Origin of the sequence: Proteus sp. G2675, from assembly GCF_963886535.1 — a bacterium.
GTDB classification, from domain to species: Bacteria; Pseudomonadota; Gammaproteobacteria; order Enterobacterales; family Enterobacteriaceae; genus Proteus; species Proteus mirabilis.
Genome location: NZ_CAWPCB010000009.1, coordinates 237,669 through 260,509 on the forward strand (window position 1 = coordinate 237,669; position 22,841 = coordinate 260,509).

The following is a 22,841-nucleotide window of genomic DNA, read 5'->3' on the forward strand; positions in this document are numbered from 1 at the left end:
TCTTTGAGCATTTCACTATGACAAATAGCCTAGTTGTTTCGTTGAGCGTTTTCCTTTTTATTGCAGCCATTACGCCCGGACCTAATAATTTACTATTAACCTCTTCGGGGGCTCATGTTGGTTTAAAACGCTCTTTAACGTTGATGGCAGGCATTATCGTCGGAATGCAATGTGTATTACTTAGCTCTGCGTTTGGTATTGCGACATTATTGATTATTTATCCTGCATTGCATATCGGTTTAAAGATTATTGGTAGCATTTATCTTTGTTGGTTAGCTTGGAAAACAGCAACCGCTTCTTATCAACGATTAGATATTTCAAGTAAAGTGTCCCAAACAGTGACGGCGTTTCAAGGTGGATTATTGCAATTTTTAAATCCAAAAGCTTGGATGATGGGGCTAGGCGCCGTAGGAAGTTTTAGTTTAGCCGGTGATGGTTATTTGGGATCGATTGGTGTGATTAGTGTTGTGATGTTGTTGGTTAATTTTATCGCCGGTATGGTATGGATTTTAGGTGGAACATTTATCAGTCGTTTTTTACAAAGCAGACGAGCATGGTTCTTATTTAATATTATAATGGGGATATTAACCGCCATGTGTATTCCATTGATTTGGATTGAATAAATATAGACTAAAATAAATGATTTAATTTCTTTTTATTGTTGTAAATAATATTTTTTTTAGTTTAGTTAGTCTCTTGTTTTGTTGTATTGCGTTTAATTAGCTAATTTAGCTATGTTGAGTCATTTTCTACGATTATTATTATACCCAAATATGTTATTTAATCACACATTACACATAATTATTTATTACCGTTGTTGATGATTATCTATTAATAATATTAAGTATGATTAAAGTGTTGTTTTGTGTATTTCTTGATTATTTTATCTTTAATTTTAATCGTAGCTGTGACAAGGAATTATTTATTCCGTTTGATTGACCATAGTTGTTGAGTGTTTATTGGTTGTTTATTTTTATTAACATTAATTTTATGATTATTTATCAATGGGATAAAATTTTATTATTATGCTATATATTGATATTTAATGGAGTTTTATCTGCAGTGATATTAAGGAATAAATTATTTCAAAAAACTAAAAAAAATTTAAGCATTATTTATAATTTGTTTAAAAATAGATGTGCTTATACGTAAAATTTTAGATAAAATCATAAACAGAATTATTATAAAGGTATTGTTAATATTATTAACATTTTCTATTGAGTAGATGATGTTTTTTATTCACTTTACCATCAATAATTAATTATTTAATACAATTAAATTTGTTAATAATTAAATCATTATAAAAATAGTATAATTTAAGTGGATTATGTCATTATGCCTACATTAACGAAGATAGCGTGGATAAAACCAGGGATGGCGACAAATCAACGTAAAATAGCGGATTATATTTTAGAACACCCTGAAAAAATCGTGACTTTATCATCACAGCAATTAGCCGAAATTATGGGAGTCAGCCAATCAGCAATAGTGAAATTTAGTCAAAAGATAGGATTTAAAGGATTTCCTTCTTTAAAGCTGGCTATCAGTGAAGATTTAGGCCGAAAAAATGCTAATTCAGAAAAAAATTCCAGCATATTACATAACCAAATAGATTCAGAGGATAGCCTGGTTGTTATTGCGCAGAAATTAGCACAAGAAAAAAATAATTCAATTCGGGATACCACACGTCAAATTAATTATCACCAGTTTGAACAAGTGATCCAACAGATTGATGACGCCTCTCGGGTACAAATTATAGGTATTGGTGGATCAGGTTTAGTTGCCAGAGATTTAAGTTATAAATTACAGAAAATAGGTATTACGACTTTAATTGAAACTGATCACCATGTACAAATTTCTGTTGCTCAGATGTTAAGCCCTCGGGATTTACAAATTGTGATCTCTTACAGTGGCAAAAGAAAAGATATGCTGGTCGCTGCATCTGTGGCTAAAAAACAAGGTGCTAAAATTATAGCGATCACAGGAGAAAAACATTCACCACTAGGTCTGATGGCCGATTATATATTAGAAACTATTGCTGATGAAGGTGAGTGGCGTAGTGCTGCTATTTCTTCTCGCACTGCACAAAACACCATTACCGATCTTATCTTTATGGCATTATTAAAGAAGCGTGATGAAAATGCGAAGGCTTTAGTATTAAGCTCTCAAGCACTAATTAATAGTCTGGATGATTAATTTATTTGAACTGATTCAAATTTTTAATATTTAAAAGTTAATATTTACACTTATTTCTAAAGTTATTCTCTTTGTAGCCGAAACGTTAGTTATTTAGCACGTGTTTTTTTATTGAGATATCTCATTTCAATGACGAGGAGAGTAACTAATGCGTAACAATCAACCGGTGACACAGCGAGAATATCCGGTAGCTGAAAACGCAACACTGATGTCAACAACCGATGTTAATGGCAATATTATTTATGCTAATGAGGATTTTGTTGAAGTCAGTGGTTTTTCAGCACAAGAGTTAATGGGGCAACCCCATAATATTGTCAGACATCCAGATATTCCTGCTGATGTATTTAGAGACATGTGGAAAACATTAAAACAGGGGGAGGTTTGGACGGGAATAGTTAAAAATAGGCGCAAAAATGGCGATCATTATTGGGTAAGGGCTAATGTCACCCCTATTATTCGTCAAGGTAAAATTCAAAGTTTTATGTCAGTGAGGACGGCGGCAAAAAAAGAAGAAGTAGAACAAGCCGCAGCACTGTATGCCGCTTTTAACCAAGGTAAATATCCCTCTCACACTTTTTCTAAGGGGGCTTTCATTTATAAGGGCTGGAAAAGTTGGCGCTCATGGAAACAAACACTCTCACTAAAGCAGCGTGTACGCTTACTTCTTTTATTACCATTTCCTTTTATATTATTAAGTGTTTGGTTTGCTGGTTTAAATGGTTGGGGTTTATTCATTCATACCGCTATCTTACTTTCACTATTGATAGCCAATGAGCGAATTTTTTATTTTCAAATAGTGAAGCCGATTATGATCCTTAATAAACATGCTAATCGGGTGGCTACAGGTGATGAACACAACGTTGATTATCTTGATCGTATTGATGAAATTGGTATGACTCAACGTTCTGTAAATCAATTAGGGCGGATGTTTCGTTGGCTTGTGAACGATGTCAGTCATCAAATTCATCAAGTTGCTTTTTCTTGTGATCAACTAGCTGCGGGGAATCGTGATCTCTATACGAGGACTGAACAAACTGCAAGTCATGTTGAGACTACTGCGTCAACCATGAATCAATTAACCACAGCGGTGAGTAATAATAGTGAAACGGCAGGGCAGGCTAATAATTTATCTAATATGACTTGCAAGGCAGCAATACAAGGCGGAACAGCAATGGATACTATTGTGCATACGATGGACGATATTGCGAAAAGTTCTGAGCGTATCAGTAATATTATTGGTGTCATTGACAGTATTGCATTTCAAACCAACATATTGGCATTAAACGCTTCGGTGGAAGCGGCCAGAGCAGGAGAGCAAGGACGCGGTTTTTCTGTGGTAGCCAGCGAGGTGCGTAATTTAGCACAACGTAGTGCTGAGGCGGCAAAAGAGATCAAAGCATTGATTAATACATCAAGTAACAATATTAAGATTGGCTCAAAGCAAGTGAATGAGACGGTGGAAACAATGGAAAATATTGTGGTTCATGTAAAAAATGTCACGAGTCTTATTGGTGAAATCAGCCTTGCATCATCAGAACAAAGTGCAGGATTAAAAGAGCTTGGTCGAGCTGTAGAGCAGTTAGAATCAATAACACATGAAAATGCAGATTATGTCTCTAAAGCGTCATCAATTTCCGGAGAAATGAAAGAACAAACGAATTATTTAGTAAAAGCCATTCATGTATTTCACTAAATAATAAGAAAAGTCGAATAAAGAAATAGGTAAAGATCTTACAGATAATATAAAACACCTCATTTTTATGAGGTGTTGATATACATATAAATAGATTAGCACTTGTTAAAAACTTGTCCAATCATCATCTTCATCTTCTTTGAATGTCGATTGTTTATGGTTTTTTGGCTCTTTTATTCTTGAGTCTTGTTGATTTTCTTTTATGAGCGATAACCCAATATTTGCTGATTTCTCAACGGGTTTTGCTAATGTGCTATTCTTCGAAAATAGACTTTCCGCTGTTTTAAATTGCTCAACAATTTGCTCAAGATCACCCGCCTTTTCGGTTAGTAAACTTGCTACAGCAGAAGATTGCTCCACCATTGCGGCATTTTGTTGTGTCGCTTTATCCATTTCAGTGACGGCTAAAGAGACTTGAGAAATGCCTCGCGTTTGTTCTTCTGATGCAGATAGGATCTCAGTCATTGAGCTTTCAACATGTTTAACTGATGTGAGGATCTCATCCATTGAAGTACTGACTTGTTCAACCAGTTGATTACCTTGTTTGACGCGGTTAATCGACGCATCAATAAGCTCTTTGATCTCTTTTGCCGCCTCTGCACTACGTTGCGCCAATTCTCTTACTTCTGTGGCAACAACAGAAAAACCACGTCCTTGCTCTCCTGCTCTGGCCGCTTCTACCGCAGCATTGAGTGATAATATATTGGTTTGAAAAGCAATGCTGTTGATAACCGTTGTGATCTCGCCAATCTTTTGAGAGCTTTGTGCAATATCGTTCATGGTTTTTACCATTCTATGGGTAACATCCCCCCCTTTACTGGCAATATTAGAGGTTTGATTGATAAGGTGTGATACTTCACGAGCACTTTCAGTATTATTTTTTACTGTGGCGGTTAGTTGCTCCATACTAGAAGCGGTTTCTTCTAAAGCACTCGCTTGCTCTTGAGTACGACTAGATAGATCATTATTACCAGCACTGAGCTCTTGTACACCATTATAAATATGATGACTTGTTCCGCGAATAGCATTGACTATCAGTGATAATTCAGACCGCATATACTGTATTCCATTAATAAGTTGGTCTATCTCATTATTACCTTTGGCTTTTATGGTGCTATTTTCAAGTAAATTCCCTTGTGAGATATCTGACATATAATCAATGACTTGTTTAATACGTAACACGATATGGTGGCGTATCCACAACATGACAAACACCGTAAATAAGATAAATACCGACATAAAAATAAACGCGAAGATCAACGCGCGTTGGTAATTACCCTGTGCGGCTTCTATCGCGTGGTTGACGACATTATCACTAAGATGATCCGTTGCCTCATAAAGTGATTGTGTGAACCGCTCATTCGTATTGTGAGCATAAAGCGATTGGAAACCGTAATAATCTCGTATTTCTAAACATGAAACGAGCTGGTCAAGATCGTAAATGACACGCTGAAATAGTTTTTTCATTTTCGCCACTTTTTCGCGATCAAAATCGGCATTTTCAGCGGAGGTAAAATATTGGGTAATAATGCTAGAGACTTCTTTTTTTCGTTGAGGGTAAGAGGAGAGGAAATCTGTAATTTTGCTTTCAGCAAGATCTGGGGTGAGATGAGCATCAAACATTACATTAAGCATATCTTCACGTAATTTATTTAATGCGGCATAACCATAATCCATGGTTTTTATCTGTTCAAAACCATCGGCTAACTGTGAAATTCGCTTATTAGTTAAATAAGCATCACGAATGCCTGTAGCACCAGAAAACAACTGAATGGCACAAAACAAGATCAAAATAAACATTAAGCCACTAGATATTTTTATTCGTTTAAGCATAGCCTTACCTATTTCATTAATTTGTAGGATAAAGAGCAAGGAACGACAAACATACATCAGTTAAATTTATTCGGCTTAATAATTGAAAACTTTACTTTTTTTATCTATTTTGTGACTGAAAACGACTTATTTTGCTTTTTTTCGCTTTAATTAACCGCTAATAACTAAAATTTTCTAATGATTGGTGTAAGGTGCTAGGGGAAAAAAATGATTTATTAGCAAGGCGAATTATTAGTAATTAAAAGTTTCTAATGATTGATGAGAAAGAAAAGTATCAGCAATCAAAGTGCTGTCTGACTTTTATAACCTATATAAAATGGGAAAATTTATAATTGATTTTAAGAAATACCTCCAATCTTATTTGATTGAAGGTATTAACGGTAGAGGTCTTTAATACAGATGTAACGTGTTATTTAAACTTTGTCGCAGGTTAATATTATTGTAGGTTATTTAGCTTAAAAACTTTCCCAATTGTCATCGGCTTCATGATGATGGGATTTTATTGTGGATGTCGTTGCTGTTTTTGTTATTTCCGGTTCAGCTGGCTTAGCCGAGAATGTTGGTGATCGTGGTGATGTAACCGCGACTTGTTCTACCTTGAAGGTATTTACAATCATATCTAACATTGAGGCTTGTTCACTTAGTGTTGCTGAAGCAGCTGTAGATTGTTCCACCATCGCGGCATTTTGTTGTGTCGCTTTATCCATTTCATTAACTGCAAGGCTAATCTGAGCAATGCCACGAGTTTGCTCTTCTGATGCTGCTAAAATCTCTTTCATCGAGCCTGATACATGGTTAACTGATGTGACGATCTCTCCCATAGATAAGCTGACTTGTTCAACAAGATCATTACCCTGTTTTACTCGTAAAATAGTTGATTCAATGAGTTCTTTTATCTCTTTTGCCGCCTCCGCACTACGTTGCGCCAAATTACGTACCTCACTGGCTACCACAGAAAAACCGCGTCCTTGCTCACCGGCTCTGGCTGCTTCTACTGCGGCATTGAGTGCTAATATATTGGTTTGAAAAGCGATATCATCAATCACTGCGGTGATCTCACCAATTTTTTGCGAACGATCGGCAATGTCTGTCATGGTCATCACCATCTTATTGCTATGCTCACCACCTTGAACGGCAATATCTGCTGTGCTCATGACTAACTGAGTGACTTCACGTGCGCTTTCGGTATTATTTCTGACTGTTGCGGTAAGCTGTTCCATACTGGAAGCCGTTTCTTCTAAAGCACTGGCTTGTTCTTCGGTACGACTTGATAAATCGTTATTACCTGCGGCAATTTCTTGAACACCACTATAAATCGTTGTACTACTGTTACGGATAGCGCTAACCATTTCTTTTAAGCGCGCTCGCATTTGTTGTAAACCCAACATAAGTTGGTCTATTTCATTGCGGCCTGTAATATCATGGTCAATGCGACTAATTAAATCTCCACTAGCAATCGCCTCTTGATATTCAATCATTTGGTTAATGCGTACAATAATATGTTTACGGATCCAAAAGAGCACTAATGTCGTAAATATCAGGAATATGCCCATGAATAGGGAGGCTATCCATAGCATCTCGTGATAGTTATCTTCTGCTTCAATCACTGACGGATTAACAACGTCATCAGTAATGAAATCTGTTGCTTCATATAATGAATTAGTGAAGTTATCGTTGGCTGGACTTTTTAAGATCAAACGAATTGCATTGGTATTACGTTCATTTAAATATTGCACAAGAAGATCTAAGTCATAACGACTTTTTTGATAAAGTTGTTTGATCTCTGCCATGCGTTGCTGATCAAATCCAGTTTGTGCAGATAGTTCGACATATTCATTCATCAACGTATCCACCTCCGCCTTACGTGCATCCATCGTTTGTATGAATGTAGTAATATTGGCATCTTCCACCTGTGGATCAGCAATATAACTAAACGCCTGCGCAATAATATCAGTACGTAAAGTATTTAACGCCGCGTAGGTGTTATCCATAGTGCGTAACTGGTCGAAACTGTATGAGATTTGTTTTAATTTGTTTTGAGTTTGGTAGGCATCGTGAATGCTTTGTACTCCAGATATTACCTGAATAATACAAAACAGAGTCAGGACACACATTAAACCTTGAGAGATTTTAATTCGTTTTAACATAACCCTACCTATTAGCTTGGCCTTTTTCTTCGCCAGTGGGAGTTCCACTTAGCAGAATGATTAATTCGGCTGGTAGATTAAAAACTTTAGCTAGAAAATAAGTATTTCCCTTACTTAATACAAATAATGGGTAAATAAATGATAGATAACTATTTAAATTGGATAATTGCGTACAAGGTGAGGATATAATTTTGTGTAAAACGTGCTAATGTGACAGGAAATAAAGGCGTTAAGTTAAATGAGTTATATAAATTTTTTAAATGTATTTTAATGAAAAGGAACTATATTATTTTAATAGTTCCTTTTTAGACATTAATGAAAAATAGTTATTGAGACTCAAAAGCGTTGGTCATCTCTTCTAGTTTTTCTTGTAATTCCATCCACGCCATCTCAACTTCTTCTAAAGCCGATTTGGCAATACTTTGACGGTTTAAGCAATCGGTAAGTGTCGCCTTGTTCTTTGCTTCATAAATTTGACTATCAGAAAGCTCAGTTTCGATGGCGGTCAGCTCTTGGCTAAGCTTATCCATTTTACTTTCTAATGTGGTGAGTTTTTTGCGCAAAGGTTGAGTTTGTTGTCTAAACTCCGCCTCTTTACGCTTTTGCTCTTTTTTATCTTGAGCCGTTAAGTTAGAGGCGTTTGGTGTTTCTTGATCGGGTTGCGTTTTATTAGCTTGAGTCTCTTGGCGATTTTGATCAACTAACCACTGCTGGTAATCATCAAGATCGCCTTCGAATGGCTCTACTTGACCGTCATGGACGAGATATAAATCGTCTGTGGTTGAGCGTAATAAATGCCTATCATGGGATACCACAACAATAGCACCTTCAAAGCTAATTAGCGCTTGTGTTAATGCTTGTCGCATATCTAAATCAAGGTGGTTGGTTGGTTCATCCATTAGTAGTAAATTTGGGCGTTGCCAAACCAGTAGCGATAAAACTAAACGTGCTTTTTCACCACCAGAAAATTGGCCACATGCATCGGTGACTTTATCACCATGGAAACCAAACCCTCCTAGATAATCACGTAATTTTTGCTCAGTCTCTTGTGGCGCTAAACGGGTTAAATGTTGTAATGCAGATTCATCGGCACGTAAATATTCCAGCTGATGCTGTGCGAAATAACCTAATTTGATCCCTTTGGAAAGGGCAACTTTTCCCTGTAGTGGAGCTAATTCTCCAGCTAACAGCTTAATTAATGTAGATTTACCTGCACCATTACGGCCTAAGAGACCAATTCGTGAGCCGGGAATTAAGTTAAGTTTGATGTTATTAAGGATAATCTTATCACCGTAACCGGCACTGACTTTTTCCATAGACAGAAGCGGGTTTGGTAAGCTTTCTGGTTGGCGAAAACTAAACTGGAACGGGTTATCTGAGTGCGCGGGGGCCACTCGCTCCATACGTTCAAGCATTTTGACACGGCTTTGTGCCTGTTTGGCTTTAGTCGCTTTCGCCTTAAAGCGGTCAATAAAACTTTGTAAATGGGCAATTTTTGCTTGCTGATTTTCAAAGAGTGCTTGTTGTTGTGCCAATTTTGTTGCACGTTGCATTTCAAACGAAGAGTAGTTACCTGAATATTCAAATATTTTCTCTTGTTCAATATGTAAGATTTTATCCACAATCGGATCAAGAAAATCTCGGTCGTGGGAAATTAAAATCAACGTACCATTATAACTTTTTAGCCATTTTTCTAGCCAAATTACCGCATCTAAATCTAAGTGGTTAGTCGGTTCATCAAGTAGTAATAGATCAGAACGACAAATTAGTGCCTGTGCTAAGTTTAAGCGCATTCGCCAACCACCAGAAAATGATTTTACGGGCTCAGTGAGTTGTTGTTGGCTGAATCCCAAACCATTAAGTAATGTGGCTGCACGTGATTGGATAGTCCACGCATTAATAGCATCGAGTTGGCCGTGGATCAGGGCAATAGCATGACCATCGTTATTGTCGTTCGCCTGTTGTAGACGACGCTCCAATTCGCGGTATTCTCTATCACCATCAATAACATAATCAATGGCAGGAACGTCTAAAGCGGGTGTCTCTTGATTTACCCATGCCATTGACCAAGTGCTAGGAAACGTCACATTACCCGCTTCAGCTTGTAGATCTCCTTTTAATAAAGAGAGCAGTGTGGTTTTGCCACAGCCATTTTTACCCACAAGACCAATCTTTTGTCCTGGATTAATCGTTGCGCTGGCATTATCAAGTAATACCCTGACACCGCGGCGAATTTGCAAAGAAGAAAAAACAATCATAAATGTCGTCTATTAAGAGTATGTAAATTAATATATAGAGTAAGTTGTTCGTAACAGTTGGTCACAATGCGTGCATGGTAACGGAAAAAAAGGTTTCTGACACGTTTTGTAAGGAGGAATGATGTCAAACGCATCAAATGTTTTACTGGTGTATGTCCATCCCGAGCCGCGTCAATCTATCGCCAATAAAGCGTTGTTGCGTGCGGTGAGGGATCTGGAAAATATAACAATTCATGATTTATATGCCACTTACCCTGATTTTTTTATCGATATTCACCGTGAGCAAGCACTATTGTGTCAACATCAAGTCATTGTATTTCAGTTTCCATTACAAACTTATAGTTGTCCTGCGCTATTAAAAGAGTGGCAAGATAGAGTGCTCACGCGTCCTTTTGCTAATAAAGTTGGACGAGCTCAACTTAAAGGAAAAACATTCCGTTGTGTGGTGACTACTGGTGAGCCTGAACATGCTTATCAACATAATGGTAAAAATCACTACACACTTTCTGAATTATTGCGTCCTATCGAGTTAATGGCGGAAATGTGTGGTATGCGCTGGTTATCGCCGATGATTATTTACTCCGCAAGGCAACAGTCCAAAACAACACTAGGGCATATTAGTGATGCTTATCGCCAATGGTTACAAGCACCGTTAGAGGGGGAACACGCGGATGGAAGGTAATTGGATGATAAAAGCCGTGCTGTTTTTCTTATGTGCTGCCGTGATTATGGTACCCATCGCACAACGCTTAAAAATTGGTGCGGTATTAGGCTATTTAATTGCTGGTATTGCGATTGGCCCTTGGGGATTAGGACTATTTAAAGATGTTGATTACATCTTACACTTTTCTGAACTAGGGGTTGTTTTTTTAATGTTCCTGATTGGGCTGGAGTTAAATCCAGCTAAGCTTTGGGAGTTACGGCGAGCAATATTTGGTGTCGGCGCCATGCAGGTTGTCTTTACTGCATCTGTTATCACAGGACTACTTTTACTCTTAACTTCTTTTTCGTGGCAAGCGGCATTGATTGGTGGCCTAGGTATCGCCATGTCATCAACTGCGATGGCTTTACAATTGATGAATGAAAAAGGAATGAATCATAACGAAGGAGGGCAGTTGGGTTTTGCGGTTTTACTCTTTCAAGATATGGCCGTTATTCCTATTCTTGCGGTGATCCCTTTACTTGCTGGCGAAACAGCCAGTAGTGATTGGTATCGTATTGGCCTAAAAATAGTCTCATTCGCTGCATTATTAATTTGTGGCCGCTATTTATTGCGCCCACTATTTCGCTTAATTGTTAAATCGGGTGTGAGAGAAGTTTTTACCGCCGGTGCGCTATTAGTGGTATTAGGATCAGCACTCTTTATGGAAATGATTGGCTTTTCCATGGCGATGGGAACTTTTATTGCAGGGGTATTATTAGCTGACTCTGAATATCGTCATGAATTAGAAATCTCGATTGAACCTTTTAAAGGCTTATTGCTAGGGTTGTTTTTTATCTCCGTCGGTATGTCCCTCGATATAGGTATATTGTGGCGTTATTTACCACAAGTGTTACTGGGCGTTGTTATTTTAGTCTTGATTAAAGGGTTGGTACTTTATGGTATCGCTTGGTTAGCGAGATTACGTTTTTCGACACGTTTACAATTTTCAGCCGTATTAAGCCAAGGCGGTGAATTTGCTTTTGTCGTCTTTTCTACCTCTATGGCGATGGGGGTATTAAATAGTGAACAGATGGCATTGCTTTTGGTTGTCGTAACGCTTTCAATGATGACTACGCCACTTGTGATGCAAATGACAGACGCCGTGTTATCGCGCCGTTATAATGATGCAAAGATAGACGAAGAGCCTTTTGTTGAAAATAACCATCCAGAAGTGATCCTGGTGGGCTTTGGTCGTATGGGGCAGGTAGTCGGGCGCCTACTTATGGCAAATAAAGTCAATGTGACCGTATTAGAGCATGACGTTGGTAGTTTAAGTACCATGCGTAAATATGGTTATAAAGTTTATTATGGCGATGCGACAGACTTGAATTTATTACGTGCTGCGGGGGCTGAACACGCGAAAGCCATTGTGATCACCAGTAATGAGCCTGAGGCGACAATGGAAATTGTCCATTTATGTCAGCGCCATTTTCCTCAATTACAAATTATTGCCAGAGCAAGAGGACGTGTTGAAGCACATGAGCTGTTAAAAGCAGGGGTGACAGAGTTTAGTCGAGAAACCTTCTCGAGTGCTTTAGAGCTAGGACGTAAAACTTTAATTGAACTTGGTATGCACCCACATCAGGCCTATCGTGCACAACAGCATTTTCGTCGTCTAGATATGCAGTTATTAAGAAAGTTGGTGGACGAATCACCTGAAGAAGTCTCGAATGTTTCACGTGTTAAAGAGGCTCGTCGTGAATTAGAAGAGCTGTTTAATGAAGAGATGAGACAAGAGCACCACCAGCCTGATATTTGGGACGAATCGTTAACTGATGCTATCCCTCAAGTAAATAGAGAAAAAAGACCCATTGATAAACAGGAGAACTGACCCCATGTCTGCAACCCGTAAGCGTTTTATTGCTGGCGCAGTATGTCCCCACTGTCAAGCCCAAGATACACTCAAAATGTGGCGAGAAGATAAAGTGGATATTGTGGAATGCGCTCAATGTGGTCATCAGCAAAGGCAAACAGACGGTGAGGTGAGTGCACTTGTGCGTGAAAATGAACAGGTCATCGGGATCTTTACACCACAATAATTGTAGGTTTTTTTGATATAACCCGATACAGACGATTTATTTTTCGTTACAATCGGGAAAATTTTGCCCACGGGTATGTAGGAGATGTCATGAAAGTAGCAAACGACTTGGTAGTTAGTCTGGCTTATCAAGTAAGAACAGAAGACGGTGTTTTAGTTGATGAGTCCCCGGTGAGTGCACCGCTAGACTATCTACATGGCCGTGGTTCTTTAATCAGTGGTTTAGAAAATGCATTAACGGGTCGTGAAGTTGGTGAGAAGTTCGACGTTGAAGTCGCTTCTGATGACGCATATGGCCAATACGATGAAAACTTAGTTCAACGTGTACCGAAAGATGTTTTTGTTGGTGTTGATGAGTTAGAAGTGGGTATGCGCTTCTTAGCTGATACAGATCAAGGCCCAGTACCAGTAGAAATTACCGGTATTGAGGGTGACGAAGTTATCGTTGATGGTAACCACATGTTAGCGGGTCAAAACCTGAAGTTTCATGTAGAAATCGTTGCTATCCGTGAAGCCACGGAAGAAGAATTAGCTCATGGTCATGTTCATGGTGAAGATGAAGGTCATGAGTGTTGTGGCGGACATGGCCACGGTGAAGAAGGCGGATGCTGTGGTGGTGGTCATGGTCATGATCACGATCACGGTGAAGAAGGTGGATGTTGTGGTGGCGGTCATGGAAAAGGTGGTCACGGCCACGGTCATGGCGGTTGTGGTTGCCAACATTAATCTTGTGAAACCATTGAAAAAGGAGCGTGATAACGCTCCTTTTTTGTTCTTGCCTACAGTCTCACTTGAAGTTAATAATGAGGTGGTGGGGTCTCATCTTCAGGGCGAGCGAGCATTGACGATTGGGATGACTTCAATCGTTCGGTGACGATTTTTAAGGCCTCTTTAAAACGACTAATTTCAATTTGTTGTTGTGTGACCACCTGATTTAACTCTTCGATGGTGGCATCTTGGAAAGCAATTTTACTCTCTAATTGAATAAGTAACTCTTCTATTTCCTTAATGTCCATGGTTTTTTCTCCTTGTTATGTGATGTCATATAATGACTAATATAGTGAATTACTGAGTAAAATTTAATATTATTTACTGATATATACACAGTAAGACATAAATCTGGTTTGAGTTAAAAGACTATTTTGTTAATGTGGTAACACGCTGTGCTGACGAAAATCCTAACATTAACGGTTGTGGGTGTCGGCAAATATTTTTAATTCATATAAAATTGTTACCCGCGGATGAGATCTACTCCGCAACGACAGAAAGAAGTGATGCAAAACGTATTTGCTAAGATTTAAGATGATCGTTTGCAACGCGTAGTGACTCACTAACATAAACTGGAGAACGGGATGAAATCTTTATTAAAAACGACGTTGTTGGCAACAAGTTTAGCATTTGCATTTAGTGCACCTCATGCACTGGCAGAAGAGACAGCTAAAGTACCAACATTAAATAGCGCGTTTAAAACTCAGGATGAGCAGAATGCATATGCTTTAGGCGCGTCAATGGGTCGCTATATGGAAGCTGCATTAACAGAACAAAAAAATATCGGTATTAATTTAGACTCAAAACAATTATTAGCCGGTGTTCAAGATGCCTTTAATAATAAATCTAAATTATCAGATGCAGAAATTGAATTAACGCTGGCAGCTTTTGAAGATCAAGTACGTACGGTTGCAACGGCGAAAATGGAAAAAGAAGCTGCAGAGAATAAAGCTGCTGGTGATAAATTCCGTACAGAATTTGCGGCTGAAAAAGGTGTTGTTAAAACTAAATCAGGCCTACTGTATTTAGTTGAAAATCCAGGTAAAGGTAAAACACCAACAGATGCCGATCGCGTTACTGTGAACTATAAAGGTATGCTGATTGACGGTAAACAATTTGATAGTTCTTATGATCGTAAAGAGCCTTTAACTATTAGCCTGAAAAGTGTTATCCCAGGTTGGACTGAAGGTATGAAATACATTAAAGAAGGCGGAAAAATTAAGTTAGTTATTCCACCTGAATTAGGTTACGGTCAACGTGCAACGAGTGGCATTCCAGCTAACTCAACATTAGTCTTTGAAGTTGAATTGCTGAGTGTTGAAAGCGACAAATAATCAGTTGCTTAATGAAAAAATGCTGGAGTACTATTCCAGCATTTTTGTTTGTTTATTTTATTTTTTCTTCAACAATCATCGAGTTAGACTTTTTAAATACAAAAATAAGACCAATAATAATGGCGCCCATCCCCGCTAAGCTAAGCCAAGACATTTTATTGCCTAAGAAGATATAATCCATTAACGCAGTTACTCCCGGTACTAAATAGAATAAGCTAGTCACATTAACCAGATTACCTGCAGTTAACAGTCGGTAGAGTAGTAATTGTGCCACGACAGAAATAATAATTGCTAGCCAAAGTACGGGAACAATAAAACCAATATCCCAAGATTGCTGCATAGGTTGAAATGGAATAAATAATAAGCATAGCGTTAAACTAACCACATATTGTATCGGCAATGCCTCCATAGGCGCTAATTGTAATTTCTTTTGGGAAATTGCGCCAAAGCTCATACAGAGGAGTGCAATGAGTGCATAAATCATTCCTGTTAATGAGAGTGAAGTATTAAATAAACTCTGCGCAACCACTAATACTAATCCTATCAAAGCAATAAATAGTCCTAATAACCGACTCGCAGTAAAGTGTCGTTCAATGATCCATAAAGTGAGGATCGGCTGAATACCCATAATAGTGGCGAGCATCCCTGGTGTAATACTGTTAGCGAGCGCTAACAAGTAACAAATAGAGTAACCACCGATAATGAGCAATCCAACCCATGCTGTTTTTAAACGGCTTCCTTTAGGGGGAAGAAATTGGCGACGTTGGAGACAAAGTAGGGTAAGAAACAGTAATGCAATAACAAAACGCCAAGTCAAAATGGCAAATGAACTGCCATTATCTAAACCCCAACGAGAAAAAATAGCACCACTACTCCAAAGTAGAACAAAAAGCGTAGTAGGGGCAAACTTTGCACAATATTGACCTAAAAACATAAGTAAACCTGTAAAAGTGTGTAGAAACAGCAGTAATATCGAGATAACGGTTATGTCATTCTGATAGGAGAATCAATAGTAATAATCTCTCTACATACATATAGTAATGAATATATTCTAGCCAGATAAATTATAGAAGTGCATAACAGTGCTAAAGGTAAACTGTTTCTCTAGCAACTTTTGCATAAAATAAGCGAGAGAAAATGTAGATATAGTCGGTTTCACCAGCGGATCGATATTTTATGATATTTGTTAAAATTTTTAGATAATTAGCATATTAATAGAGTTAACAACTTCTTAAAATAGCATAATATTTAAATATAACTGGTGTGCTTAGCTTCATTGATCTTTTTCTTGATCCCCGAAATAGGGTAATTCTCTCAAGAGAAATGCGTGAGTAATGTAAAAATAGAAAGAAAATAAAGCAAAGCTGTGACCTATGACAAAGCTCTTATTCTAAGACTCTTGACGTAGATCCCTTGACGATTTAACGTCAAGATCGTACAGGACTTTATATTTAAATTTTAATATTGAATTGATTCATGAAGATGAATCATTATAAATAATAAGACCTCAAGTCATTATCATAATTAAAGCCTTTAAGGATTATATAATCAAATGTCTAGCCCGTTATTCTATGGTGACAGCAACGAGTTTGAAAAACTAGATAGCCGACCTTTTACTCAAACTGATCACGAAATTTTAAAGTCATATGAGGCTGCAGTAGATGGTTTAGCCATGTTAATTGGTCATCACTGCGAAATCGTATTGCACTCTCTGGAAGATTTGAAATGTTCAGCGGTTAAAATTGCGAATGGGGAACATACAGGCCGTAAGATTGGTTCACCTATTACCGATTTAGCATTACAAATGTTGCATGATATTACAGATGAAGATTCAAGTTTTTCAAAAGCTTATTTTACCCGTGCAAAAAGCGGCGCTTTGATGAAATCAATTACGATCGCTATTCGTAATCGTGAGCGTCGTGTTATTGGTTTATTATGTATTAATATGAATCTTGATGTCCCATTCTCTGAGATTATTAAAACCTTTATTCCTGAAGAAACGCATGAAGTGGCTTCTGATGTGAATTTTGCTTCTTCTGTCGATGATCTCGTGGCACAAACACTTGAATTTACGATTGAAGAAGTGAATAACGATCGTGAAGTGGCTAATAATGCGAAAAATAAACAAGTGGTGTTAAATCTTTATGAGAAAGGGATCTTTGATATCAAAGACGCGATAAATCAGGTTGCTGATAGACTGAATATTTCTAAACATACTGTGTATCTCTATATCCGCCAATTTAAAAATGGAGAGTAGAGTAATACGATGAATCTGACATATTGCTTGCTGGTGACTGGGCCACATTATGGCACGGAACAAGCTTCTAGCGCTTATTTATTTGCTAAAGCGTTGCTTGAAAAAGGTCATCACATCGCACAAGTATTTTTTTATCGTGAAGGTGTGTCCAATGCTAATCAATTGGTCTCACCTGCAAGTGATGAATTTGACTTGCCAAAAGCCTGGATAGCATTGGCCTCACGCTACAATATCCCTTTGCAGGTTTGTGTTGCTGCAGCATTACGGCGTGGTGTTGTTGATGAGCAACAAGCTAAAGAGCAGGGGTTACTGAGCAGCAATATGGCAACAAAGTTTGAGCTAAGTGGCTTAGGAGCCCTCGCTCAAGCGATGTTAACTTGTGATCGTGTGGTGCAGTTTTAATGAAGAAAATGAATTCTGTGGCGTTTATCTTTACTCAGGCACCTCATGGTAATAGTGCTGGGCGTGAAGGTTTAGATGCGCTATTAGCAACTTCCGCCTTAACCGAAAATATAGGTGTTTTTTTTCTTTCTGATGGCGTGTTCCAATTACTGGAAAATCAACAGCCTGAAGGTGTTCTTTCTCGTCATCATGCAGCTACATTTAAAGTCCTCCCCTTGTATGATGTGACAAACGTCTATATATCACAAGAAGATCTAGCTCATCGTGGTTTATCGTCACAAACAATGTTTATTCTTGATGCCAAGGTTATAACAGGTCAAGAGATTGCTCAAAAACTGAGTCACTATGACGTGGTATTACGTTTTTAATGATGAGTTAGTCAAGAAGGATGAACGGTTATGTTGTATACTTACTCCGTCTCTATTTACCAAAGTGATTTGGACGCATTTTTGTCTTTATTGACAAAGCATGATGAAGTTTTATTAATCCAAGATGGTGTACTAGCCGTTCTTGAAGATAATCCTTTATTAATTTATTGTCTGGCTCAGCAAATTTCTGTTTATGCATTAATTGATGATGTTCTCGCGCGAGGCCTAAAAGATCAGGTTTCTCATCAGATTAAACTTATCAATTATGGTGATTTTGTCGATTTAACGGTAAAACACCCCCAACAAATTCACTGGGGCGCGTAGAATTGCTGTATAATTCTTGACACATGAGCTCGTCAGCAATAAAATTCTGCGTCCTCATGTTTTGTCTTGTCGACAAGACAGAGTTCAAATCCGTGTTTACGAAGCAAAAACCAGGAGCTTTTTTTAAATGGCAACTATTAATCAGCTGGTGCGCAAATCTCGTAGCTCGAAAGTTGTTAAAAGCAACGTTCCAGCTCTGGAAGCTTGCCCGCAAAAACGTGGCGTATGTACTCGTGTATATACTACCACTCCTAAAAAACCAAACTCAGCACTGCGTAAAGTATGCCGTGTTCGTTTGACTAACGGTTTCGAAGTTTCTTCCTACATCGGTGGTGAAGGCCACAACTTGCAGGAGCACTCCGTAATCCTTATCCGTGGTGGTCGTGTTAAAGACTTACCAGGTGTGCGTTACCACACTGTTCGCGGCGCGCTGGACTGTTCCGGTGTTAAAGACCGTAAACAAGGTCGCTCTAAGTACGGTGTGAAGAAGCCAAAGGCTTAATGGTTCTCCGTTAAGTAAGGCCAAACATTTTTTCACAATTAATGTCAAAATAAACTCATCGAGTTTTGGACAACCCTGAATTTTAAACGGAGTATTTCCATGCCACGTCGTCGTGTAATTGGTCAACGTAAAATTCTGCCAGATCCTAAGTTCGGATCAGAACTACTGGCCAAATTTGTTAACATTCTGATGGTAGACGGTAAAAAATCTACTGCTGAATCTATTGTTTATAATGCGCTAGAGACCCTGGCTCAGCGTTCAGGCAAAACTGAACTGGAAGCGTTCGAAATCGCATTAGATAACGTACGTCCTACTGTGGAAGTTAAATCCCGCCGTGTTGGTGGTTCAACTTACCAAGTTCCAGTTGAAGTGCGCCCAGTTCGTCGTAATGCATTAGCAATGCGTTGGATTGTTGAAGCTGCTCGTAAACGCGGTGATAAATCCATGGCTCTTCGCCTGGCAAATGAATTATCTGATGCGGCTGAAAACAAAGGCGCTGCTGTTAAGAAACGTGAAGACGTTCACCGTATGGCAGATGCAAACAAGGCGTTCGCACACTACCGCTGGTAATCCGCGAAGTAGTCGCAACTCTTTTCAGGACAGCTATGCTGTCCTTTACCTGAATTGAACGCCCACGAGAGAGGAAAAAATGGCTCGTCAAACCCCCATAGCACGCTATCGTAATATCGGTATTAGTGCGCACATCGACGCCGGTAAAACCACTACAAGTGAACGTATTCTGTTTTATACCGGTGTAAACCATAAAATTGGTGAAACTCACGAAGGTTCAGCAACAATGGACTGGATGGAGCAAGAGCAGGAACGTGGTATCACTATCACATCCGCTGCAACTACTGCATTCTGGTCTGGTATGGCTAAACAGTTTGAGCCTCACCGTGTAAACATCATCGACACCCCGGGACACGTTGACTTCACTATCGAAGTAGAACGTTCTATGCGTGTTCTTGATGGCGCGGTTATGGTTTACTGTGCAGTTGGTGGTGTTCAGCCTCAGTCAGAAACAGTATGGCGCCAGGCTAACAAATATCATGTACCACGTATCGCGTTCGTTAACAAAATGGACCGTATGGGTGCAAACTTCTTACGTGTAGTTGAACAAATCAAAACACGTTTAGCTGCAAACCCAGTTCCACTGCAAATCCCAGTAGGCGCTGAAGAAGATTTCACTGGTGTTGTTGACCTGATCAAAATGAAAGCGATTCGCTGGAATGAAGAAGATCAAGGCGTCACCTTCGAATACGAAGACATTCCTGCAGAACTACAAGATTTAGCAGATGAGTGGCACAACAACCTGATCGAATCTGCGGCTGAAGCATCAGAAGAACTGATGGACAAATATCTAGGCGGTGAAGAACTGTCAGAAGCAGAAATTAAATCTGCGCTGCGTAAACGCGTTCTAGATAACGAAATTATCCTGGTTACCTGTGGTTCTGCATTTAAGAACAAAGGTGTTCAGGCGATGCTGGATGCAGTTATTGAATATCTGCCAGCACCAACAGATGTACCTGCAATTAAAGGTATTTTACCAGATGGTAAAGATACTCCAGCAGAACGTCATTCAAGCGATGAAGAGCCATTCTCTGCACTGGCATTTAAAATCGCAACTGACCCATTTGTTGGTAACTTAACGTTCTTCCGTGTTTATTCCGGTGTTGTAAACTCTGGTGACACAGTTCTGAACCCAGTTAAAGACAAAAAAGAACGTTTTGGCCGTATCGTTCAGATGCATGCTAACAAACGTGAAGAAATTAAAGAAGTTCGTGCAGGTGACATCGCTGCTGCTATCGGTCTGAAAGACGTTACTACAGGTGATACACTGTGTGCAATTGATGCACCAATCATCTTAGAACGTATGGAATTCCCAGAGCCAGTAATCTCTGTTGCTATCGAACCTAAGACTAAAGCTGACCAAGAAAAAATGGGTATCGCTCTGAACCGTCTGGCTCAAGAAGATCCATCTTTCCGTGTATCTAGTGATGAAGAGTCTGGACAGACTATCATCGCAGGTATGGGTGAGCTACACTTAGATGTGTTAGTTGACCGTATGCGTCGTGAGTTTAAAGTTGAAGCGAACGTAGGTAAACCACAAGTTGCTTACCGTGAAACAATTCGCGAAGAAATTACTGACGTTGAAGGTAAACACGCTAAACAATCTGGTGGTCGTGGTCAGTATGGTCATGTTGTTATTGACCTTAGCCCATTACCATCAGGTGGTGAAGAGAACTATGTGTTTGTCAACGATATCGTTGGTGGTGTAATTCCTAAAGAATTCATCCCAGCTGTTGACAAAGGTATCCAAGAACAGCTGAAATCAGGTCCTTTAGCCGGTTACCCTGTTGTTGATATCAAAGCTCGTCTGCACTTCGGTTCTTACCATGATGTTGACTCCTCAGAGATCGCGTTTAAAATTGCTGCATCTATGGCCTTTAAAGAAGGTTTCATGAAAGCAAAACCGATTCTGTTAGAGCCAATCATGAAAGTTGAGATTGAAACGCCAGAAGATTACATGGGCGACGTTATCGGTGACTTAAACCGTCGTCGTGGTATGGTTGAAGGTATGGACGATCTACCTACTGGTAAGATCATTCGTGCACAAGTACCACTGGCTGAAATGTTCGGTTATGCAACTGACCTGCGTTCACAAACTCAGGGTCGTGCTTCATACTCAATGGAGTTCTTGAAGTACAACGAAGCGCCTAGCAACGTCGCTCAGGCTATTATCGAAGCTCGTAAAGCGAAATAAGATCCTTTCGAGTTCAATTTAGTTTACGCTCCCTCTGTGAGAGGGAGCGATATTAAGGAATATAGTCGTGTCTAAAGAAAAATTTGAACGTTCAAAACCGCACGTTAACGTTGGTACTATCGGCCACGTTGACCACGGTAAAACAACTCTGACTGCTGCAATCACTACAGTTTTAGCTAAAACTTACGGTGGTGCTGCTCGTGCATTCGACCAAATCGATAATGCGCCAGAAGAAAAAGCGCGTGGTATCACCATCTCTACTTCACACGTAGAATACGATACTCCAACTCGCCACTACGCACACGTAGACTGCCCAGGTCACGCCGACTATGTTAAAAACATGATCACTGGTGCTGCGCAAATGGACGGAGCTATTCTGGTAGTAGCAGCAACTGATGGTCCAATGCCACAAACTCGTGAGCACATCCTGTTAGGTCGTCAGGTTGGTGTTCCTTACATCATCGTATTCCTGAACAAATGTGACATGGTAGATGATGAAGAGCTGTTAGAATTAGTTGAAATGGAAGTTCGTGAACTTCTGTCTCAATACGATTTCCCAGGTGATGACACTCCAGTAATCCGTGGTTCAGCGCTGAAAGCACTGGAAGGCGAAGCAGAGTGGGAAGCAAAAATTGTTGAATTAGCAGAAGCACTGGATTCTTATATCCCAGAGCCAGAGCGTGCAATTGACAAACCATTCCTGTTACCAATCGAAGATGTATTCTCAATCTCAGGTCGTGGTACAGTAGTTACTGGTCGTGTAGAGCGTGGTATCATCAAAGTAGGTGATGAAGTTGAGATTGTTGGTATCAAAGAAACCGCAAAAACAACTTGTACTGGCGTTGAAATGTTCCGTAAATTACTTGACGAAGGTCGTGCAGGTGAGAACGTAGGTGTTCTGCTGCGTGGTACAAAACGTGAAGAAATCGAACGTGGACAAGTACTGGCGAAACCAGGTTCAATCAACCCACACAACAAATTTGAATCAGAAGTTTATATTCTGAGCAAAGATGAAGGTGGTCGTCACACTCCATTCTTCAAAGGCTACCGTCCACAGTTCTACTTCCGTACAACTGACGTAACTGGTACTATCGAATTACCAGAAGGCGTAGAAATGGTAATGCCAGGCGACAACGTGAACATGATCGTTGAACTGATCCACCCAATCGCAATGGACGAAGGTTTACGCTTCGCAATCCGTGAAGGTGGCCGTACAGTAGGTGCGGGTGTTGTTGCTAAAGTATTAGGTTAATT

21 protein-coding genes are annotated in these 22,841 nt (G+C 39.3%); 16 read left to right on the forward strand and 5 right to left on the reverse strand.

Features of this window, described 5'->3' with window-relative positions:
* The first annotated feature begins 17 nt into the window (after positions 1 to 17).
* The 3 genes from AACQ49_RS02745 (at position 18) to AACQ49_RS02755 (ending at position 3,889) form a co-directional block, all read left to right on the forward strand.
* Positions 18 to 623, forward strand: coding sequence for a LysE family translocator (locus tag AACQ49_RS02745; protein ID WP_004250078.1), 606 nt, complete (start codon positions 18 to 20; stop codon positions 621 to 623).
* A 712-nt stretch (positions 624 to 1,335) separates the two neighbouring features.
* Positions 1,336 to 2,196, forward strand: a complete 861-nt coding sequence (locus tag AACQ49_RS02750; RefSeq protein WP_004246879.1) for an SIS domain-containing protein — start codon at positions 1,336 to 1,338, stop codon at positions 2,194 to 2,196.
* A gap of 148 nt (positions 2,197 to 2,344) precedes the next feature.
* Entirely contained in the window at positions 2,345 to 3,889 is a 1,545-nt protein-coding gene (locus AACQ49_RS02755; protein ID WP_004246880.1) for a methyl-accepting chemotaxis protein, read from the forward strand.
* A gap of 105 nt (positions 3,890 to 3,994) precedes the next feature.
* Here the strand turns inward: AACQ49_RS02755 and AACQ49_RS02760 are convergent, their stop codons facing one another.
* The 3 genes from AACQ49_RS02760 to AACQ49_RS02770 form a co-directional block, all read right to left on the reverse strand.
* The gene (locus tag AACQ49_RS02760; protein WP_004250079.1) at positions 3,995 to 5,722 is read right to left on the reverse strand and encodes a methyl-accepting chemotaxis protein; all 1,728 of its coding nucleotides are present in this window, start codon (positions 5,720 to 5,722) and stop codon (positions 3,995 to 3,997) included.
* Positions 5,723 to 6,177: 455 nt separating this feature from the next.
* Positions 6,178 to 7,869, reverse strand: a complete 1,692-nt coding sequence (locus tag AACQ49_RS02765) for a methyl-accepting chemotaxis protein (RefSeq protein WP_004250080.1) — start codon at positions 7,867 to 7,869, stop codon at positions 6,178 to 6,180.
* A gap of 326 nt (positions 7,870 to 8,195) precedes the next feature.
* Entirely contained in the window at positions 8,196 to 10,127 is a 1,932-nt protein-coding gene (locus tag AACQ49_RS02770; protein WP_129623681.1) for an ABC transporter ATP-binding protein, read from the reverse strand.
* 121 nt (positions 10,128 to 10,248) lie between these two features.
* Between AACQ49_RS02770 and kefG the strand changes: the two genes are divergently transcribed.
* The 4 genes from kefG to slyD all read left to right on the forward strand — a co-directional run bounded on the left by kefG (position 10,249) and on the right by slyD (position 13,594).
* Entirely contained in the window at positions 10,249 to 10,809 is a 561-nt protein-coding gene (kefG, locus tag AACQ49_RS02775) for a glutathione-regulated potassium-efflux system ancillary protein KefG (protein ID WP_004246884.1), read from the forward strand.
* Positions 10,799 to 12,661 (forward strand): glutathione-regulated potassium-efflux system protein KefB, encoded by a 1,863-nt coding sequence (kefB, locus tag AACQ49_RS02780; protein WP_104731860.1) that lies wholly within the window; start codon positions 10,799 to 10,801, stop codon positions 12,659 to 12,661. The genes kefG and kefB overlap by 11 nt, the downstream gene beginning before the upstream one ends.
* Positions 12,662 to 12,665: 4 nt before the next feature.
* The gene (locus AACQ49_RS02785) at positions 12,666 to 12,869 is read left to right on the forward strand and encodes a YheV family putative zinc ribbon protein (protein ID WP_004246886.1); all 204 of its coding nucleotides are present in this window, start codon (positions 12,666 to 12,668) and stop codon (positions 12,867 to 12,869) included.
* Between the two features lie 89 nt (positions 12,870 to 12,958).
* On the forward strand, positions 12,959 to 13,594 hold the full coding sequence (gene slyD / locus AACQ49_RS02790) for a peptidylprolyl isomerase (protein WP_004246887.1): 636 nt from the start codon (positions 12,959 to 12,961) through the stop codon (positions 13,592 to 13,594).
* 71 nt (positions 13,595 to 13,665) lie between these two features.
* Here slyD and AACQ49_RS02795 read toward each other — a convergent pair whose 3' ends face one another.
* Positions 13,666 to 13,884: a SlyX family protein gene (locus AACQ49_RS02795; protein ID WP_004246888.1), complete on the reverse strand. Its 219-nt coding sequence runs from the start codon at positions 13,882 to 13,884 to the stop codon at positions 13,666 to 13,668.
* A gap of 336 nt (positions 13,885 to 14,220) precedes the next feature.
* Here AACQ49_RS02795 and fkpA point away from each other — a divergent pair, with 336 nt between their 5' ends.
* Positions 14,221 to 14,970: an FKBP-type peptidyl-prolyl cis-trans isomerase gene (fkpA, locus tag AACQ49_RS02800; RefSeq protein WP_004246889.1), complete on the forward strand. Its 750-nt coding sequence runs from the start codon at positions 14,221 to 14,223 to the stop codon at positions 14,968 to 14,970.
* 52 nt (positions 14,971 to 15,022) lie between these two features.
* Here the strand turns inward: fkpA and AACQ49_RS02805 are convergent, their stop codons facing one another.
* Positions 15,023 to 15,904 carry a DMT family transporter gene (locus AACQ49_RS02805; RefSeq protein WP_161778882.1) on the reverse strand — a complete coding sequence of 294 codons (882 nt, stop codon included), beginning with the start codon at positions 15,902 to 15,904 and terminating at the stop codon, positions 15,023 to 15,025.
* A gap of 618 nt (positions 15,905 to 16,522) precedes the next feature.
* On the opposite strand from AACQ49_RS02805, the gene AACQ49_RS02810 reads away from it, so the two are divergent.
* From AACQ49_RS02810 to tuf, 8 genes are all read left to right on the forward strand, one after another.
* Complete coding sequence (locus tag AACQ49_RS02810; RefSeq protein WP_004246891.1) at positions 16,523 to 17,227, forward strand: helix-turn-helix transcriptional regulator; 705 nt, start codon at positions 16,523 to 16,525, stop codon at positions 17,225 to 17,227.
* Positions 17,228 to 17,236: 9 nt separating this feature from the next.
* Positions 17,237 to 17,629 carry a sulfurtransferase complex subunit TusD gene (tusD, locus tag AACQ49_RS02815; RefSeq protein WP_004246892.1) on the forward strand — a complete coding sequence of 131 codons (393 nt, stop codon included), beginning with the start codon at positions 17,237 to 17,239 and terminating at the stop codon, positions 17,627 to 17,629.
* The gene (gene tusC, locus AACQ49_RS02820; RefSeq protein WP_004250083.1) at positions 17,629 to 17,997 is read left to right on the forward strand and encodes a sulfurtransferase complex subunit TusC; all 369 of its coding nucleotides are present in this window, start codon (positions 17,629 to 17,631) and stop codon (positions 17,995 to 17,997) included. Before tusD ends, tusC begins: the two co-directional genes overlap by 1 nt.
* Positions 17,998 to 18,027: 30 nt before the next feature.
* Entirely contained in the window at positions 18,028 to 18,321 is a 294-nt protein-coding gene (gene tusB / locus AACQ49_RS02825; RefSeq protein WP_004246894.1) for a sulfurtransferase complex subunit TusB, read from the forward strand.
* Positions 18,322 to 18,448: 127 nt separating this feature from the next.
* The gene (rpsL, locus tag AACQ49_RS02830; RefSeq protein ID WP_004246896.1) at positions 18,449 to 18,823 is read left to right on the forward strand and encodes a 30S ribosomal protein S12; all 375 of its coding nucleotides are present in this window, start codon (positions 18,449 to 18,451) and stop codon (positions 18,821 to 18,823) included.
* A gap of 99 nt (positions 18,824 to 18,922) precedes the next feature.
* A complete protein-coding gene (rpsG, locus tag AACQ49_RS02835) occupies positions 18,923 to 19,393 on the forward strand; it encodes a 30S ribosomal protein S7 (protein WP_004246897.1) in 471 nt (156 codons plus the stop codon).
* Positions 19,394 to 19,472: 79 nt separating this feature from the next.
* Positions 19,473 to 21,587 (forward strand): elongation factor G, encoded by a 2,115-nt coding sequence (gene fusA / locus AACQ49_RS02840; protein WP_110144502.1) that lies wholly within the window; start codon positions 19,473 to 19,475, stop codon positions 21,585 to 21,587.
* 67 nt (positions 21,588 to 21,654) lie between these two features.
* Positions 21,655 to 22,839, forward strand: coding sequence for an elongation factor Tu (gene tuf / locus AACQ49_RS02845; RefSeq protein ID WP_004249692.1), 1,185 nt, complete (start codon positions 21,655 to 21,657; stop codon positions 22,837 to 22,839).
* The last annotated feature ends 2 nt before the right edge of the window (positions 22,840 to 22,841 follow it).

Bases quoted from the DNA above. Each gene is read 5' to 3' on its own strand.
- rpsL (WP_004246896.1), top strand. From the start codon at position 18,449: ATGGCAACTATTAATCAGCTGGTGCGCAAATCTCGTAGCTCGAAAGTT.
- AACQ49_RS02745 (WP_004250078.1), top strand. From the start codon at position 18: ATGACAAATAGCCTAGTTGTTTCGTTGAGCGTTTTCCTTTTTATTGCA.
- fkpA (WP_004246889.1), top strand. From the start codon at position 14,221: ATGAAATCTTTATTAAAAACGACGTTGTTGGCAACAAGTTTAGCATTT.
- fusA (WP_110144502.1), top strand. From the start codon at position 19,473: ATGGCTCGTCAAACCCCCATAGCACGCTATCGTAATATCGGTATTAGT.
- AACQ49_RS02785 (WP_004246886.1), top strand. From the start codon at position 12,666: ATGTCTGCAACCCGTAAGCGTTTTATTGCTGGCGCAGTATGTCCCCAC.
- AACQ49_RS02805 (WP_161778882.1), bottom strand. From the start codon at position 15,904: ATGTTTTTAGGTCAATATTGTGCAAAGTTTGCCCCTACTACGCTTTTT.
- slyD (WP_004246887.1), top strand. From the start codon at position 12,959: ATGAAAGTAGCAAACGACTTGGTAGTTAGTCTGGCTTATCAAGTAAGA.
- AACQ49_RS02755 (WP_004246880.1), top strand. From the start codon at position 2,345: ATGCGTAACAATCAACCGGTGACACAGCGAGAATATCCGGTAGCTGAA.
- tusC (WP_004250083.1), top strand. From the start codon at position 17,629: ATGAAGAAAATGAATTCTGTGGCGTTTATCTTTACTCAGGCACCTCAT.
- AACQ49_RS02760 (WP_004250079.1), bottom strand. From the start codon at position 5,722: ATGCTTAAACGAATAAAAATATCTAGTGGCTTAATGTTTATTTTGATC.
- tusD (WP_004246892.1), top strand. From the start codon at position 17,237: ATGAATCTGACATATTGCTTGCTGGTGACTGGGCCACATTATGGCACG.
- AACQ49_RS02765 (WP_004250080.1), bottom strand. From the start codon at position 7,869: ATGTTAAAACGAATTAAAATCTCTCAAGGTTTAATGTGTGTCCTGACT.
- AACQ49_RS02810 (WP_004246891.1), top strand. From the start codon at position 16,523: ATGTCTAGCCCGTTATTCTATGGTGACAGCAACGAGTTTGAAAAACTA.
- AACQ49_RS02795 (WP_004246888.1), bottom strand. From the start codon at position 13,884: ATGGACATTAAGGAAATAGAAGAGTTACTTATTCAATTAGAGAGTAAA.
- kefG (WP_004246884.1), top strand. From the start codon at position 10,249: ATGTCAAACGCATCAAATGTTTTACTGGTGTATGTCCATCCCGAGCCG.
- rpsG (WP_004246897.1), top strand. From the start codon at position 18,923: ATGCCACGTCGTCGTGTAATTGGTCAACGTAAAATTCTGCCAGATCCT.
- AACQ49_RS02750 (WP_004246879.1), top strand. From the start codon at position 1,336: ATGCCTACATTAACGAAGATAGCGTGGATAAAACCAGGGATGGCGACA.
- AACQ49_RS02770 (WP_129623681.1), bottom strand. From the start codon at position 10,127: ATGATTGTTTTTTCTTCTTTGCAAATTCGCCGCGGTGTCAGGGTATTA.
- tusB (WP_004246894.1), top strand. From the start codon at position 18,028: ATGTTGTATACTTACTCCGTCTCTATTTACCAAAGTGATTTGGACGCA.
- kefB (WP_104731860.1), top strand. From the start codon at position 10,799: ATGGAAGGTAATTGGATGATAAAAGCCGTGCTGTTTTTCTTATGTGCT.